Annotated in this window: 12 protein-coding genes; 8 read left to right on the top strand and 4 right to left on the bottom strand. The window is 70.7% G+C overall.

Annotated elements, in window-relative coordinates:
- Positions 1-27 precede the first annotated feature (27 nt).
- Positions 28-1,125 (bottom strand): septum site-determining protein Ssd, encoded by a 1,098-nt coding sequence (gene ssd / locus STRCI_RS22310; RefSeq protein WP_269660726.1) that lies wholly within the window; start codon positions 1,123-1,125, stop codon positions 28-30.
- A 580-nt stretch (positions 1,126-1,705) separates the two neighbouring features.
- Between ssd and STRCI_RS22305 the strand changes: the two genes are divergently transcribed.
- Entirely contained in the window at positions 1,706-2,539 is an 834-nt protein-coding gene (locus tag STRCI_RS22305; protein WP_269660725.1) for an HAD family hydrolase, read from the top strand.
- A 377-nt stretch (positions 2,540-2,916) separates the two neighbouring features.
- On the opposite strand, the gene STRCI_RS22300 is transcribed toward STRCI_RS22305, so the two are convergent.
- Positions 2,917-3,741: a Fic family protein gene (locus tag STRCI_RS22300; RefSeq protein ID WP_269660724.1), complete on the bottom strand. Its 825-nt coding sequence runs from the start codon at positions 3,739-3,741 to the stop codon at positions 2,917-2,919.
- Between the two features lie 101 nt (positions 3,742-3,842).
- Between STRCI_RS22300 and STRCI_RS22295 the strand changes: the two genes are divergently transcribed.
- Positions 3,843-4,823 carry an ATP-binding protein gene (locus STRCI_RS22295; protein ID WP_269660723.1) on the top strand — a complete coding sequence of 327 codons (981 nt, stop codon included), beginning with the start codon at positions 3,843-3,845 and terminating at the stop codon, positions 4,821-4,823.
- A 31-nt stretch (positions 4,824-4,854) separates the two neighbouring features.
- Here STRCI_RS22295 and STRCI_RS22290 read toward each other — a convergent pair whose 3' ends face one another.
- On the bottom strand, positions 4,855-6,129 hold the full coding sequence (locus STRCI_RS22290) for a polysaccharide deacetylase family protein (RefSeq protein ID WP_269660722.1): 1,275 nt from the start codon (positions 6,127-6,129) through the stop codon (positions 4,855-4,857).
- 340 nt (positions 6,130-6,469) lie between these two features.
- On the opposite strand from STRCI_RS22290, the gene STRCI_RS22285 reads away from it, so the two are divergent.
- From STRCI_RS22285 to STRCI_RS22260, 6 genes are all read left to right on the top strand, one after another.
- The gene (locus STRCI_RS22285) at positions 6,470-8,926 is read left to right on the top strand and encodes a bifunctional SulP family inorganic anion transporter/carbonic anhydrase (RefSeq protein ID WP_269660721.1); all 2,457 of its coding nucleotides are present in this window, start codon (positions 6,470-6,472) and stop codon (positions 8,924-8,926) included.
- Positions 8,927-9,150: 224 nt separating this feature from the next.
- Positions 9,151-11,106: an acetate--CoA ligase gene (gene acs, locus STRCI_RS22280; protein ID WP_269660720.1), complete on the top strand. Its 1,956-nt coding sequence runs from the start codon at positions 9,151-9,153 to the stop codon at positions 11,104-11,106.
- 180 nt (positions 11,107-11,286) lie between these two features.
- The gene (gene nhaA, locus STRCI_RS22275) at positions 11,287-12,717 is read left to right on the top strand and encodes a Na+/H+ antiporter NhaA (protein ID WP_269660719.1); all 1,431 of its coding nucleotides are present in this window, start codon (positions 11,287-11,289) and stop codon (positions 12,715-12,717) included.
- A gap of 67 nt (positions 12,718-12,784) precedes the next feature.
- Entirely contained in the window at positions 12,785-13,276 is a 492-nt protein-coding gene (locus STRCI_RS22270) for a phage holin family protein (protein ID WP_269660718.1), read from the top strand.
- A complete protein-coding gene (locus STRCI_RS22265; protein WP_269660717.1) occupies positions 13,273-14,214 on the top strand; it encodes an alpha/beta fold hydrolase in 942 nt (313 codons plus the stop codon). Before STRCI_RS22270 ends, STRCI_RS22265 begins: the two co-directional genes overlap by 4 nt.
- Before the next feature lie 154 nt (positions 14,215-14,368).
- Entirely contained in the window at positions 14,369-14,551 is a 183-nt protein-coding gene (locus tag STRCI_RS22260; RefSeq protein WP_269660716.1) for a hypothetical protein, read from the top strand.
- A 28-nt stretch (positions 14,552-14,579) separates the two neighbouring features.
- Here STRCI_RS22260 and STRCI_RS22255 read toward each other — a convergent pair whose 3' ends face one another.
- Positions 14,580-15,779 carry a MarP family serine protease gene (locus STRCI_RS22255; RefSeq protein ID WP_269660715.1) on the bottom strand — a complete coding sequence of 400 codons (1,200 nt, stop codon included), beginning with the start codon at positions 15,777-15,779 and terminating at the stop codon, positions 14,580-14,582.
- Position 15,780: the final 1 nt, after the last annotated feature.

The following is a 15,780-nucleotide window of genomic DNA, read 5'->3' as shown; positions in this document are numbered from 1 at the left end:
CGACGGCCTCCAATCCCAGGAACGTACTCATGCCGCCTCCACCAACGCCCGCTCCCAGAAGCCCCGGCAGAAGCGCGCCAGCGGACCGCGTCCCGCCGCGGCAGGCGGCGCCTTGCTCTCGTGCCGACGGCGCAGTCCCGCCTCCGTCGGCACCTCTCCCGCCAGGGGCAGGCCGAGGAGCCGGGCCACCTCGCGGTCGTCGAGGCCGGGGGCGTACGGCCCGCGGACCGCCACCCGCAGATCGCCCAGCACCATCCCGGCCGCGGAGGCCACCCGTCCGGCCGCCGCGACGGCACGCAGTTCGGCGGGGACCACCAGAAGGCCGATGTCGAGCTGGGCGAGCGCCTCGGCGACGCCGTCGTCGATCCGGCGCGGCAGGTCGACGACGACCGTGCCGCCCCGGCGGCGGGCGGCGGCCAGCACCGCCCGTACGGCCTGCGGCGGTACGGCGACACAGTCCCCGCGGTCCCAGCTGAGCACCCGCAGGTCGTGCAGCCGGGGCAGCGACTCCTCCAGGGCGCCGCCGCCGACCCGCCCGCGTGAGGCGGCGAAGGCGGGCCAGCGCAGGCCTTCGGCCGTTTCACCCCCGAGGAGTACATCGAGTCCGCCGCCCAGGGGATCGGCGTCCACGAGCAGGGTGCGCAGTCCCTCCCGCGCGGAGGTGACGGCGAGGGCGCACGCGAGCGTGGAGGCGCCCGCACCGCCCCGCCCGCCGATGACGCCGACGGTGAGGGCGGGCCTGCCGACTCCCTCGGCCACGTCGGCGATGCGGTCGACCAGCCACTGCTCCCCGTCAGGGAGCATCAGGACGTGGTCGGCGCCGATCTCGACGGCCCGGCGCCAGACCCCGGAGTCGTCCTGGTCCCGGCCGACCAGCACCACCGAGCGCCTGCGGGCGGCGCCGCGCACCCGCTGGGCGGCGTCGTCGCCGACCAGGACGAGCGGCGCGGCCTCCCAACTGCCGCGCGGCTCCGGGATCCCGTGATGGACCTCGGGTGTGGCACCCGCCGCCGCGCACAGGCGCAGCAGGTCGTCCAACAGCCCGGCGTCCTCAGTGACGATCAGCGGTGCGCCCGGCCGGCCCGCGGCGGCGGGCGGCGGTTCCTGAGTGACGGCTGCGGCCATGGTCTCCCCCTTGCTGCTTCTCTCGCGCAGCCCCTGCGGCCCCGCGATTCCCAAACGTGTGAAGAACCGGGCAACCGGTCTCCATATGAGCGGCCGATACGAACCGGCCAAACACGCCGGACTAACCGGAACCGGCCATGAAGTCGGCTCCGGCGGGACGCGTTGGAATCACGGTGCGGCGTTGCCGGAAATCGTGTGGATCTTGGTCGAAAACTGTGGACAACTCAGCGGCTGTGAATATCGCCGTCACCCATACCGGTGAGCGTTGAACCAACTCTCGTGCGACTTCCGCAGAGCAGCGCGACAACTACTCACAGTGACGGATCATGAGCATGTCGAGGAGGCGGCCGAAGCCGCCTCACTCCGGCCTCAAGGCCGCTGGAAAGGAGAGAAAAGCCGTCCGGACATGCGACGACCCCCGCCGGGGGGGAGAGCGGGGGTCGTCCCCACGGCCGACTCGGGGGGGGAGGAGCCGGACCGGGTTAGCACGGTCGCGAACGATCCGTGACTTCCATGGTGTACCCGAGAGCCCTCTCAGGCAAACCCACGCGCCACACCTTACGCCGAATGGGCTGCGCCTATGCTCGGGGTCGTGGAAAACCACTCCTTGCCCCGCACAGCGGCCTTCTTTGACCTGGACAAGACGGTCATTGCGAAGTCGAGCACGCTCACGTTCAGCAAGTCCTTCTACCAAGGCGGACTGATCAACCGCAGGGCCGCCTTGCGGACCGCATACGCCCAGTTCGTCTTCCGCGTCGGCGGTATGGACCATGACCAGATGGAGCGCACGAGGGAGTACCTCTCGGCGCTCGTCCGCGGCTGGAACGTCCAGCAGGTCAAGGAGATCGTCGCCGAGACCCTGCACGACCTCATCGACCCGATCATCTACGACGAGGCCGCCTCCCTCATCGAGGAGCACCACACCGCCGGCCGCGACGTGGTCATCGTGTCCACGTCGGGCGCCGAGGTCGTCGAGCCGATCGGTGAACTGCTCGGCGCCGACCGGGTGGTGGCCACCCGGATGGTCGTGGGCGACGACGGCTGCTTCACCGGAGAGGTGGAGTACTACGCCTACGGCCCGACGAAGGCCGAGGCCGTCAAGGAGCTGGCCGCGTCCGAGGGGTACGACCTCGCGCGCTGCTACGCCTACAGCGACTCGGCGACCGATCTGCCGATGCTCCAGTCCGTGGGCCATCCGCACGCCGTGAACCCGGACCGCGCGTTGCGCCGCGAAGCGCTCTCACGCGGGTGGCCGATTCTCGACTTCCACCGTCCGGTACGGCTCAAGCAGCGGCTCCCCACGCTCTCCGTCCCCACCCGTCCGGCGCTGGTCGCGGCAGCCGCCATAGGAGCCGCAGCGGCCACCGCGGGCCTCGTCTGGTACGCCAGCCGACGCCGCACCGCGACCGTCTGACCTGCGCCGACGCCACACCTTGGGGCCGTTCGGCATCCCGGTGCCCGTTTGGCTCGCTTTTGGGATCAAAAGTAAAGAACCGCAGCCAGGGCTTCCGCTTGCTCCGGAGCTGGAGTAGAAAGGAGTCAACGGCCCGCGAGACCAAGGACATCCGAGAGGATCACCTTAAAAACGCAACTGGCCCCACGGACCGAGCATGAACACTGGGCACCCACGCGACGTCGACCCGTCGATTACGGGCCAGCCGCACCAGGTGACGGGCAAAGTCCCCGGCCTGATGGGCAACATATCGAGGACGCTTGGTAACCCGGTGAACATGCCAGCGGCGGTACGAATCCTCGTACCGCCGCAACCCTTTTCCCCGGCCTGACGGCCCTCTACGCCGCCCCGCGTTGCAGCGCCTCGCACACCGCCGTCGACTCGCGCGCACCCAGCTCGACCGCCTTGCCGCAGTGCGCGATCCAGGCCGCCATGCCCTCGGCCGTGCCGGAGACGTAGCCGTCCAGCGCCGCGAGATAGGGCGCGCGGCCGAGTTCGGCGTAGCCGACCTCCGACGGGCACACGGACTTCGGGTCGAGGCCGCTGCCCACCAGCACGACGCGCTCGGCCGCGCGGGCGACCAGGCCGTTGCGCGAGGTGAAGGGGCGCAGCGCCAGCAGTTCGCCGTGCACCACGGCCGCCGTCACCAGTGCCGGCGCGGAGCCGCCCGCGATGATCAGTTCGGACAGGCCCTCAAGTCGGCCGTTGACCTCGGCGGCGCTCGGCAGCGGCAGCTCGACGATCGGCTCGTCGACCGCCTCGCCCGCCTGGCGCGGACGCCCGACCTCCGGACCGTTGGTCGCCGCCGCCACCAGATGCAGCCTGGCCAGCACCCGCAGCGGCGACTGCCGCCAGATGGACAGCAGTTGCCCCGCCTCGGCGGTCAGCCGCAGGGCGGCACCCACGGTGCGCGCCTCGTCGTCACCGCTGAAGTCGGTGCGCCTGCGCACCTCTTCCAGCGCCCAGTCGGCGCCGGACAGCGCCGCCGAGCCGCGTGCGCCGCGCAGCGCCGCCTCGGAGGTGATCGTGTTGCTGCGGCGGCGCATGATCCGGTGCCCGTAGACCCGGTCCACGGCCTTGCGCACGGACTCCACGGAATCGGCCACACCGGGCAGCGCGCCCAGGGCCGCGAGCGGATCGGCGGTCGCGCCTGTCGTACTCATGAGTACGACATTACGCACCCCACGGCCCCGCCCCACGATCGAGTGGCCTTCTTCACGTCCAACTGTCACCTACAGCCAGTGCACCACTACCCTTAGTGAACATGAAAATTGCTTTCGTCGGGAAGGGCGGCAGCGGCAAGACGACCCTGTCCTCCCTGTTCATCCGCCACCTCGTGGCGACCGGGGCGCCGGTGGTCGCGATCGACGCCGACATCAACCAGCACCTGGGGCCCGCGCTCGGCCTCGACGAATCCGAGGCGGCCGCGCTGCCCGCGATGGGCGACCGGCTCCCCCTGATCAAGAGGTACCTGCGCGGCTCGAACCCGCGGATCGCCTCCACCGAGACGATGATCAAGACCACTCCGCCCGGCGAGGGCTCCCGGCTGCTGCGGGTGCGCGAGCCCAACCCGGTCTACGACGCCTGCGCCCGGCCGGTGGAACTCGACGGCGGTGCCGTCCGTTTGATGGTCACCGGCCCCTTCACCGACGCCGACCTGGGGGTCGCCTGCTACCACTCCAAGACGGGAGCGGTGGAGCTGTGCCTGAACCACCTGGTGGACGGGCCCGACGAGTACGTCGTGGTCGACATGACCGCGGGCTCGGACTCCTTCGCCTCCGGCATGTTCACCCGCTTCGACATGACGTTCCTCGTCGCCGAACCGACCCGGAAGGGGGTCTCCGTCTATCGCCAGTACAAGGAGTACGCCCGCGACTTCGGCGTCGAGCTGAAGGTCGTCGGCAACAAGGTGCACGGTCCGGAGGACCTCGACTTCCTGCGCGCGGAGGCCGGGGACGACCTGCTCGTCACGGTCGGGCACTCGGACTGGGTGCGCGCCATGGAGAAGGGCCGCCCGCCCCGGTTCGAGCTCCTGGAGGACACCAACCGCCGCGCCCTGCACCGGTTGCGGGACGCCGTGGACGCGACGTACGACGCCCGGGACTGGGAGCGCTACACCCGCCAGATGGTGCACTTCCATCTGAAGAACGCGCAGTCGTGGGGGAACGAGCGGGTGGGGGCCGACCTGGCCGCGCAGGTCGACCCCTCGTTCGTGCTCGACGAGAGCGTTGCCGCTCCCGCGTGAGCGCGCTTCCGTCCGCCCGTGCGAGCGGGCGCTACTGCCGGGCCGCCGGCGCCCCGGGCACTCCCTTGGGGGCCGGGGCCGGGCGGCCCGACAGGAAGTCCGCCCAGCCCTGCTTCGGGGCCTCGCCGACCGTCAGTGTGGTCAGTTTGGCCAGCGTGTCGGGGTCCTGGGTGTCCAGCCAGTCGGCGAGCTGCCGGAAGGAGACACAGCGCACCTCGGCCCTGGTGCACACGCTCTCGATGACGTCCTCGATGGCCCGCATATAGGTGCCGCCGTTCCAGGACTCGAAGTGGTTGCCGATGATCAGGGGCGCACGGTTGCCGTCGTAGGCCCGCTGGAAGCCCTGGAGCAGGCCGTCGCGCATCTGGTCGCCCCAGAACGCGTACTTGTCCGGGTCACCCTGGCTGGTGGTGCCGGACTGGTTGACCATGAAGTTGTAGTCCATGGTCAGCTGCTCGAACTTGCGCCCGGGGAACGGCACCAGCTGCATCGACAGGTCCCACAGGCCGTCCTGCTTCTTGGGCCAGACCTGGTTGTTGACGCCGCTGGTGTCGTAGCGGAAGCCCAGCTCGCGGGCGGCCTGCATGAAGTTCTTGCGGCCCTCCAGACACGGGGTGCGGGCGCCGATGAGCTCCTTGTCGTAGTCGAAGGGCAGCGGCGAGGACTTCCTCATCCCGGTGTTGGTCTTCCAGGACTTCACGAACTGCTTCGCCTGCGCGATCTCCTCCTTCCACTCCGCCACGGACCACTCGCCGACACCGCCGCCCTTGCCGCAGAAGTGGCCGTTGAAGTGGGTGCCGATCTCGTTGCCCTCCAGCCACGCGCCGCGCAGTTGCTCGACGGTGTCGGCGATGCCCTGCTCGTCGTTGAAGCCGATGTCGGAGCGGCCCGGCGAGTGCTGCGGCGGCCGGTACAGGTCCCGCTTGACCTCGGGGAGCATGTACACACCGCTCAGGAAGTACGTCATCGTCGCGTTGTTGGCCTTGGCGACCTTGCGGAAGTGGGAGAACAGCCGCTGTCCGTCCTCGCCCGCGCCGTCCCAGGAGAACACCACGAACTGCGGCGGTTTCTGACCCGGCTTCAGACGCTCGGGCCGCGGCAGATGAGGCTGGGCCCCGGTGTACGCGGTCGAGCCGTCGCCGATCAGCCGGACCGGGCTCTTGGGCGGCGCCTGGGCCGGCTTCGCCTTCTGCGGACCGGGGGCCCCGGCCTTCTCGCCCTCGCCGCCGGTCGCGCAGCCGGCAAGTGATGCGGCACAGACCGCGGCGACCACGGCGCCCGCGGCGATCCTCTGGGTGGCGGCCATTCCGCCCACCTACTTCCTTCTCTCGGGGCCAACGCCGAAAGAGGCGTTTTCTGGCGATCTGCCGGAAAAGCGCCGACAGCGCCGTCAAGATCGCACGGGACCGAGAAGGAATTAATACGACAAGCCGACCGCCTGACCACTTCACTCATTCAGGTGAGCTATTCGCCCATTTGCCCGGAAACTCTATGCTCGTCCTTTACTCTGCATTACGATCCGTTTACCGAGCGTTGATTCATCCCGCCACTGCACGCCGTGACCCACGGCCGCCGACCCGACCCCCCGCCATCCGGACGGGGACCGCCAGATCCGCGACCGCGCTGCCCCGGAGGAGACGGGAACCATGTCAGCCTGCGTCCCCACCCGCACCACCGATCCCACCCGGCCCGAGCACTCCCACCAGTCCCACAGTCCGCCACCCACCCGTCCGCGTCGCTTCCGGCTCGCCGGTGCCGATGTGTCCGCGTCCATCGCGGTCTTCCTGATCGCCCTGCCGCTGTCCCTCGGCATCGCGCTCGCCACCGGCGCCCCCCTCCAGGCCGGGCTGGTCGCCGCCGCCGTCGGCGGGCTCGTCGCCGGCCGTCTCGGCGGCTCCCCGCTCCAGGTCAGCGGCCCCGCCGCCGGGCTCACGGTGGTCACCGCCGACCTCATCCAGCGCTACGGATGGCGCACGACCTGCGCCATCACCGTCCTCGCCGGGGTCGTCCAACTCGGCCTGGGGTGTCTGCGCGTGGCGCGCAGCGCGCTCGCCGTCAGCCCCGCCATCGTGCACGGCATGCTCGCGGGCATCGGCGTCACCATCGCCGTCGCCCAGCTGCACATCGTCCTCGGCGGCACCCCGCAGAGCTCCGTCCCCGACAATCTGCGTGCCCTGCCCGCCCAGTTGGCCGAGATGCACCCGGCCGCCGTCTCGGTGAGCGCACTCACCCTCGCCTTGCTGCTGCTCTGGCCGCGCGTCCCCGGCCGGGCCGGACAGCTCCTGCGCAGGATCCCGGCCGCCCTGATCGCCGTCACCGGAGCCACCGCGGCCGCCTCGCTCGCCGCGCTGAAGCTGCCCAAGGTCGACCTGCCGTCCTGGAGCAGCCACGCGCTGGCCGGGCTCCCCGAGGGCCCGGTGCTCGGCATCGTGGCGGCCGTGCTGACCACCACCCTGGTGTGCAGTGTGCAGTCGCTGCTCGGCGCGGTCGCCGTGGACAAGCTGGTCGCCGCCCGCCCCGGTCCGCCGGCCGATGTCGGCCGCTCCGGCCTGGACCGCGAACTGCTCGGGCAGGGCGCCGCCAACATCGTCTCCGGCGGCCTGGGCGGACTGCCCGTGGCCGGGGTCGCGGTGCGGAGTTCGGCGAATGTGAACGCGGGTGCCGTGAGCCGGAACTCCACGATGCTGCACGGCGTTCTCGTAGTAGTCGCCGCGCTGCTGATGGTCCCGCTCCTGGAGCTCATCCCGCTCGCCTCACTCGCCGCCCTGGTGATGGCCGTCGGCATCCAGATGGTGTCCCTGCACCACATCCGCACGGTGACCCGCCACCGAGAAGTGCTGGTCTACGCCGTCACCACCGCCGGCGTGGTCTTCTTCGGCGTCCTGGAGGGCGTGACGCTGGGGATCGCTGTCGCCGTCGCCGTCGCCCTGCACCGCCTGGCCCGCACCCGGATCACCCACGACGAGAAGGAAGGAGTCCATCACGTACGCGTCCGAGGCCAGTTGACCTTCCTCGCGGTGCCCCGGCTCAGCCGTGCCCTGCATCTCGTACCCCAAGGGACCCATACCGTCGTGGAGTTGGACGGGTCCTTCATGGACCACGCGGCGTACGAGACGCTCCAGGACTGGCAGAGCACGCACACCGCGCGGGGGGGTTCCGTCGAGCTCACCGGCCGTCGGGCGGGGCTGCGGATCGCCGAGCCCGGAGTCCCCGTGACCGGGCAGGCCGAACCCCGGTCCGCCGACCCGGCCGCCCCCACCGGCTGCCGTTGCAGCCCCTGGACGCCCTGGCGCAACCACCAGTGCGAGCGCCCGCAGCCCGCACCCGAGCCCGGTGCTCGGCCGGACGCCCCGGGCCTCGGCACCGGAGCCGGGGCGGATGCGGACCGGCCCGCCCATGGGCCGAGCGGGCATGAACTGGCGCGTGGCATCAGCGCGTTCCAGCGCAACACCGCACCGCTGGTGCGCAGCGAGCTGGCCCGGCTGGCGCGCGAGGGGCAGCGGCCCTCCCAGCTGTTCCTCACCTGTGCCGACTCCCGGCTGGTCACCTCGATGATCACCTCCAGTGGTCCCGGTGACCTGTTCGTGGTGCGCAATGTGGGCAACCTCGTCCCTCCCCCGGCCAACTCGGGGACGTGCTGCCCCCAGCCGGGCGAGGAGAGCGGGGACGACTCGGTGGGCGCCGCGATCGAGTACGCGGTGGACGTGCTGAAGGTGCGCTCCATCACGGTGTGCGGGCACTCGGGGTGCGGGGCGATGCAGGCGCTGCTCAGCTCCGAGCCGGGCGGTGCGCCGACCCCGCTCAAGCGGTGGCTGCGGCACGGGCTGCCGAGCCTCGCGCGGATGGCCGACGACGGCAGGCCGTGGCCGCGGCTGGCCGGGCGGGCGCCCGCCGACGCGGTGGAGCAGCTCTGTCTGACCAATGTGGTGCAGCAGTTGGAGCATCTGCGGGCCCATGAGTCGGTGGCGCGGGCGCTGCGGGACAGGGCGCTGGAGCTGCACGGGATGTACTTCCACGTGGGCGAGGCGCAGGCGTATCTGCTCACCGGGGCGGACGAGGACCAGGTGTTCGATCATGTACGGGCGGCGGACCTGTCGGTCTGAGGCCGGTCGTGGCGCCGTTGCCCGGAATGTGAAAGGCGTTACAGGGTCTGAACTCTCCCTGGTCAGCGTCCGTGGATACGGATGACGCCGACTACCGGACAACGGCCGCGGACCGGGCCGCACACAGGTCTAAACCAATTTCCCGTCGGCCCTTGTCATCGGGCCCCCGGGTCTGATGAGCTGTGGCCTGGGACACAACGGACACCCTGGGAAAGGGAGATGTCGTGAGCAACGAAAGCCTGGCCAACCTGCTCAAGGAAGAGCGCAGGTTCGCACCGCCCGCCGACCTGGCCGCGCACGCCAACGTCACCGCGGAGGCGTACGAACAGGCCAAGGCTGACAGGCTCGGCTTCTGGGCCGAGCAGGCCCGTCGGCTGACCTGGGCCAAGGAGCCGACCGAGACGCTGGACTGGTCGAACCCGCCGTTCGCGAAGTGGTTCAAGGACGGCGCGCTCAATGTCGCGTACAACTGCGTGGACCGGCATGTGGAGGCCGGGCTCGGGGACCGGGTCGCCATCCACTTCGAGGGGGAGCCCGGCGACAGCCGCGCCATCACCTACGCCGAGCTCAAGGACGAGGTCTCCAAGGCGGCGAACGCGCTGCTGGAGCTGGGCGTCCGCAAGGGCGACCGGGTCGCCGTCTACATGCCGATGATCCCCGAGACGGCCGTGGCGATGCTCGCCTGCGCCCGGATCGGCGCCGCGCACTCCGTGGTCTTCGGCGGCTTCTCCGCGGACGCGCTCGCGACCCGTATCCAGGACGCCGACGCCAAGGTCGTCATCACCTCCGATGGCGGTTACCGGCGCGGCAAGCCGTCCGCGCTGAAGCCGGCCGTCGACGAGGCCGTCTCCAAGGTCGACAACGTCGAACATGTCCTCGTGGTCCAGCGCACCGGCCAGGAGGTCGCCTGGGACGACAGCCGGGACGTGTGGTGGCACGACCTCGTCGGGCGGCAGAGCGCGGAGCACACGCCGGAGGCGTTCGAGGCGGAGCACCCGCTGTTCATCCTCTACACCTCGGGCACCACCGGTAAGCCGAAGGGCATCCTGCACACCTCCGGCGGCTACCTCACCCAGACGTCCTACACCCACCACGCCGTCTTCGACCTCAAGCCGGAGACCGACGTCTACTGGTGCACCGCCGACGTCGGCTGGGTCACCGGGCACTCCTACATCGTCTACGGCCCGCTCGCCAACGGCGCCACCCAGGTGATGTACGAGGGCACGCCGGACACCCCGCACCAGGGCCGGTTCTGGGAGATCATCCAGAAGTACGGGGTGACCATCCTGTACACGGCGCCGACGGCGATCCGTACGTTCATGAAGTGGGGCGACGACATCCCCGCGAAGTTCGACCTGTCCTCCCTCCGTGTCCTCGGATCCGTCGGTGAGCCGATCAACCCCGAGGCGTGGATCTGGTACCGCAAGCACATCGGCGGCGACCGGACCCCGATCGTGGACACCTGGTGGCAGACCGAGACCGGCGCGATGATGATCTCGCCGCTGCCCGGTGTCACCGAGACCAAGCCGGGTTCCGCCCAGACCCCGCTGCCCGGCATCGCCGCGACCGTCGTCGACGACGAGGCCCAGGAGGTGCCGAACGGCGGTGGCGGCTACCTGGTCCTGACCGAGCCCTGGCCGTCCATGCTGCGCACCATCTGGGGCGACGACCAGCGCTTCCTCGACACCTACTGGGCGCGTTTCGAGGGCAAGTACTTCGCCGGTGACGGCGCGAAGAAGGACGACGACGGCGATGTCTGGCTGCTCGGCCGGGTCGACGACGTCATGCTCGTGTCCGGCCACAACATCTCCACCACCGAGGTCGAGTCGGCGCTCGTGTCGCACCCCTCGGTCGCCGAGGCGGCCGTGGTCGGCGCGGCGGACGAGACGACCGGGCAGGCGATCGTCGCCTTCGTGATCCTCAGGGGCACGGCGGCGGAGACCGATGACCTGGTCGCGGAGCTGCGCAACCACGTGGGCGCGACGCTGGGCCCGATCGCCAAGCCCCAGCGGATCCTGCCGGTGGCGGAGCTGCCGAAGACCCGCTCCGGCAAGATCATGCGCCGACTCCTGCGGGACATCGCGGAGAACCGTGAGCTGGGCGATGTCACCACGCTGACCGACTCCACGGTCATGGACCTCATCCAGGCCAAGCTGCCGGCCGCGCCCAGCGAGGACTGAGCGGGCCGCCGACACACGGGGAGCGTCCGGCGCCGGGCGCTCCCCGACGTGCGTCACGGGGTCCGTCGTGCGCCGGTCCGCCCCTGGTTGGGTACGCTAAAAGGGCGTAAAGAACTGCTCAAGGTGCGCCGGGAAGTCTGGTCGGCAAGTGTTTGTGCTGCCCACTTTCCGGAGGTCCCCGTGTCCGCGCCCCGCACCAGCCGCAAGGTTCTCGGACGGCTGTCCCTGCCCGAGCGGACCTTCGTCGCGGACGCCCTGCGCACCGAGACCGTCGGCGGGGTGCTGCTGCTCGTGGCCGCCGTCGCCGCGCTGGTCTGGGCGAACGTCCCGGCGCTGAGCGACAGCTACGACAGCGTCAGCGACCACCACTTCGGGCCCGCAGCGCTCGGCCTCGACCTCTCGGTCGCGCACTGGGCCGCCGACGGACTGCTCGCGATCTTCTTCTTCGTCGCCGGGATCGAGCTCAAGCGCGAGCTGGTCGCCGGTGATCTCAGGGATCCCAAGGCCGCCGTGCTGCCGGTGGTCGCCGCGCTGTGCGGAATGGCCGTACCGGCGCTCGTCTACGTCCTCACCAACGTCGTGGGCGGCGGCTCACTGGACGGCTGGGCCGTGCCCACCGCCACCGACATCGCCTTCGCGCTCGCCGTGCTCGCCGTCATCGGCACCTCCCTTCCGAGCGCTCTGCGCGCCTTCCTGCTCACCCTCGCCGTCGTCGACGACCTCTTCGCGATCCTGATCATCGCGATCTTCTTCACCGACACCCTGAACTTCGCGGCCCTCGGCGGCGCCTTCGCCGGCCTTGCCGTCTTCTGGCTGCTGCTGCACAAGCGGGTGCGCGGCTGGTACGTCTACGTCCCGCTGGCGCTGGTGATCTGGGCACTGATGTACAACAGCGGCATCCACGCCACCATCGCCGGTGTCGCGATGGGACTGATGCTGCGCTGCACCCCGCGCGAGGGCGAGGAGCACTCCCTGGGCGAGCGCGTCGAGCACCTGGTCCGGCCGCTCTCGGCGGGCCTGGCGGTGCCGCTGTTCGCCCTGTTCAGCGCCGGTGTCACCGTCTCCGGCGGGGCGCTGGCCGAGGTGTTCACCCGGCCGGAGACCCTGGGCGTCGTCCTCGGACTCGTCGTCGGCAAGGCGGTCGGCATCTTCGGCGGTACCTGGCTGACCGCCCGCTTCACCCGGGCCTCCCTCAGCGAGGAGCTGGCCTGGGCGGATGTCTTCGCGGTGGCGACCCTGGCCGGCATCGGCTTCACCGTCTCGCTGCTCATCGGTGAGCTCGCCTTCGAGGGCGACTCCACTCTGACGGACGAGGTGAAGGCGGCCGTTCTGCTGGGCTCCCTCATCGCGGCGACCCTGGCGACCGTGCTGCTGAAGGTACGGAACAGCCGCTACCGCCGGATGACCGAGGCCGAGGAGCGCGACGAGGACCACTCCGGTGTCCCCGACATCTACGAGCAGGACGATCCGGAGTACCACCTGCGGATGGCCGCCATCCATGAGCGCAAGGCCGCCGAGCACCGCCGGATGGCCGAGGAGAAGGCGGCGGAACTTGCGCGGCTTGCCGAAGTGACGGGCGGGGCAGGCGAGGAGAACGACCGTCGGGCATGATCTGACGGGACGGTACAAAAGACGAGACCTCACCCAGACGGTCAGAAGTCACAAGAGGGAGAACGCGATGAGCGCACCCGACGGCAGCCCGGTCGGCGCCGAACGCAGCATCGGCCAGCTGTTCGCCTCGGCGACGACCGAGATGTCGGCATTGGTGCACGACGAGATCGCGCTGGCCAAGGCGCAGCTCAAGCGGGACGTGAAGCGCGGCGCGACCAGCGGCGGCGCGTTCATGGTGGCCGGCGCGGTGCTGGTGTTCTCCCTGCCGATGCTCAACTTCGCCCTGGCCTACGGCATCCGGACCTGGAGCGACTGGAACCTCGCCCTCTGCTTCCTGCTCTCCTTCGCCGCGAACGTGCTCATCGCCGTGGCCCTCGCGCTCATCGGCGTCGTCTTCGCGAAGAAGGCCAAGAAGGGCAAGGGACCGCAGAAGGTCGCCGCCTCGGTGAAGGAGACCGCGGGCGTCCTGCAGAACGCCAAGCCGCACCCGCGTCCGGTCCCGGCCCTGGAGGACCGGTCGCCCGCCGCCCTCGAGCCTGTGGCACGCTCGTCGTCATGACGGACCCGGCCCTCACCCCTCCGGCGCAGCCTGCCTCGGTCGCACGACTCGATGGTCCCTGGACCCATCGGGACGTGGCGGCCAATGGTGCGCGCTTCCACATCGCCGAGATGGGCGACGGGCCGCTGGTCCTGCTCCTGCACGGCTTCCCGCAGTTCTGGTGGACGTGGCGGCACCAGCTCCCGGCGCTCGCCGACGCCGGGTTCCGGGCCGTCGCCATGGACCTGCGCGGTGTCGGCGGCAGCGACCGCACCCCGCGCGGGTACGACCCCGCCAACCTGGCGCTCGACATCACCGGAGTGATCCGCTCCCTCGGCGAGCCGGACGCCGCCCTCGTCGGCCACGACCTGGGCGGCTATCTGGCGTGGACGGCGGCGGTGATGCGCCCGAAGCTGGTACGGCGGCTCGCGGTCGCCTCGATGCCGCATCCGCGGCGCTGGCGCTCGGCGATGCTCTCGGACGTCAAGCAGACGACCGCGGGCTCCTACATCTGGGGGTTCCAGCGGCCCTGGATCCCGGAGCGGCAGCTGACCGCCGACGACGGGGCGCTGGTGGGCCGGCTGGTCCGGGACTGGTCCGGACCGCGGCTCCCGGAGGACGACGCGGTCGACATGTACCGGCGTGCGATGTGCATCCCCTCCACCGCGCACTGCTCGATCGAGCCGTACCGCTGGATGGTCCGCTCGCTGGCGCGTCCCGACGGCATCCAGTTCAACCGCCGGATGAAGCGCCCGGTCCGGGTGCCGACGCTGCATCTGCACGGCTCCCTGGACCCGGTGCTGCGCACCCGCAGCGCGGCCGGTTCCGGCGAGTACGTCGAAGCCCCGTACCGCTGGCGCCTGTTCGACGGCCTGGGACACTTCCCGCATGAGGAGGATCCCGTGGCTTTCACCGCGGAACTGGTCAATTGGCTGAAGGATCCCGAACCGGACAGGTGAGCGCGGAACCCGAACCCGGTCGGTGACCGCTCCGGCGCTCCCGGTGTTCCAGGTCTGAACATCTGTACTACGAACAGCCAATTGCCCGGCGCATAGGCCAATTGGGGGCCCTGGGGGCGGTTATCGACCTTGGGGCAGGGGCAGACGTCGGGGTATGGGCTGGACGCACGACTACAACGACGTAGCACGCAACCGCCGCTCGGGCAGCGCCCTGAGCTCTCACCAGGGCGGCAGTGCCCCGCAACTCGCGGGCGCCGACCCCCGGGTGGGGATTCCGCGCATCCTGCGCCGCCGGGCCCGCTGGGTCTCGGTACGCCTGCGCCACCCCCGCGGCTGACCGCCCCGGGGCTTCTTTCACCAGGGGCTCACAGCGCGCAGCTGTCGCTGTCCACCTGCTCGTTCGCGGTGCGTCCGGCGGCGATGTCGTCCTGGATCTCGTCCGCGGTGAGCGCATAGCCGGTGTCGGCGTCGTCGAGCGACTTCGCGAAGACCACGCCGTACACCTTGCCCTCGGGCGTGAGCAGCGGGCCGCCGGAGTTGCCCTGGCGGACGGTCGCGTACAGCGAGTAGACGTCGCGGTGCACGGTGCCGCGGTGGTAGATGTCCGGACCGTTGGCCGGGATCCGGCCGCGGACGCGGGCGGCGCGGACGTCGTAGGCGCCGTTCTCCGGGAAGCCGGCGATGATCGCGCCGTCGCCGCTGCGGGCGTCGGTGGAGGTGAACTCCAGCGCGGGCGCGTCCAGATCCGGTACGTCGAGCACGGCGATGTCGCGCTTCCAGTCGTACAGCACGACCTGCGCGTCGTACTTGCGGCCCTCTCCGCCTATCTGGACGGTGGGTTCGTCGACGCCGCCCACCACATGGGCGTTGGTCATCACGCGGCGGTCGGCGAAGACGAAGCCGGTGCCCTCCAGGACCTTGCCGCAACTGTCCGCGGTACCCACGACCTTGACGATGGATCGCTTCGCGCGGGTGGCCACGCCGCTGTTGGCGAGCGCCGGGTCGGGCGGCCGTACGTCGGTGATGGGCTCGTTGGAGAACGGGCTGAAGACCTGCGGGAAGCCGTTCTGCGCGAGGACCGAGGAGAAGTCGGCGAACCAGGTGTCGGCCTGCGCCGGCAGCGCCCGGGACACCCCGAGCAGCACCTTGGAGTTACGGACCTCCTTGCCGAGCGTCGGCAGGGTGGTGCCGGCCAGCGCCGAACCGATCAGCCAGGCGACCAGCAGCATCGCCACGACGTTGACCAGGGCGCCGCCGGTGGCGTCCAGGGCGCGGGCCGGGGACCAGGTGATGTAGCGGCGCAGCTTGTTGCCGAGGTGGGTGGTGAGGGCCTGGCCGACGGAGGCGCAGACGATGACGACGACCACGGCGACGACGGCGGCGGTCGTGCCCACCTCGGAGTTGTCCGTCAGGGCGTCCCAGATCACCGGGAGCAGATAGACGGCGACGAGTCCGCCGCCGAGGAAACCGATCACCGACAGGATGCCGACGACGAAGCCCTGGCGGTAGCCGACGATCGCGAACCACACCGCGGCGACCAGCAGCAGGATGTCCAGCACGTTCACC

It is taken from the genome of Streptomyces cinnabarinus (assembly GCF_027270315.1).
Taxonomy (GTDB): domain Bacteria; phylum Actinomycetota; class Actinomycetes; order Streptomycetales; family Streptomycetaceae; genus Streptomyces; species Streptomyces cinnabarinus.
The sequence above is the reverse complement of the archived record's forward strand: the minus strand, read 5'-3'. Positions and strand labels throughout refer to the sequence as shown.

Bases quoted from the DNA above. Each gene is read 5' to 3' on its own strand.
- STRCI_RS22300 (WP_269660724.1), bottom strand. From the start codon at position 3,741: ATGAGTACGACAGGCGCGACCGCCGATCCGCTCGCGGCCCTGGGCGCG.
- STRCI_RS22260 (WP_269660716.1), top strand. From the start codon at position 14,369: ATGGGCTGGACGCACGACTACAACGACGTAGCACGCAACCGCCGCTCG.
- STRCI_RS22305 (WP_269660725.1), top strand. From the start codon at position 1,706: ATGCTCGGGGTCGTGGAAAACCACTCCTTGCCCCGCACAGCGGCCTTC.
- STRCI_RS22290 (WP_269660722.1), bottom strand. From the start codon at position 6,129: ATGGCCGCCACCCAGAGGATCGCCGCGGGCGCCGTGGTCGCCGCGGTC.
- STRCI_RS22265 (WP_269660717.1), top strand. From the start codon at position 13,273: ATGACGGACCCGGCCCTCACCCCTCCGGCGCAGCCTGCCTCGGTCGCA.
- STRCI_RS22285 (WP_269660721.1), top strand. From the start codon at position 6,470: ATGTCAGCCTGCGTCCCCACCCGCACCACCGATCCCACCCGGCCCGAG.
- STRCI_RS22270 (WP_269660718.1), top strand. From the start codon at position 12,785: ATGAGCGCACCCGACGGCAGCCCGGTCGGCGCCGAACGCAGCATCGGC.
- STRCI_RS22295 (WP_269660723.1), top strand. From the start codon at position 3,843: ATGAAAATTGCTTTCGTCGGGAAGGGCGGCAGCGGCAAGACGACCCTG.
- ssd (WP_269660726.1), bottom strand. From the start codon at position 1,125: ATGGCCGCAGCCGTCACTCAGGAACCGCCGCCCGCCGCCGCGGGCCGG.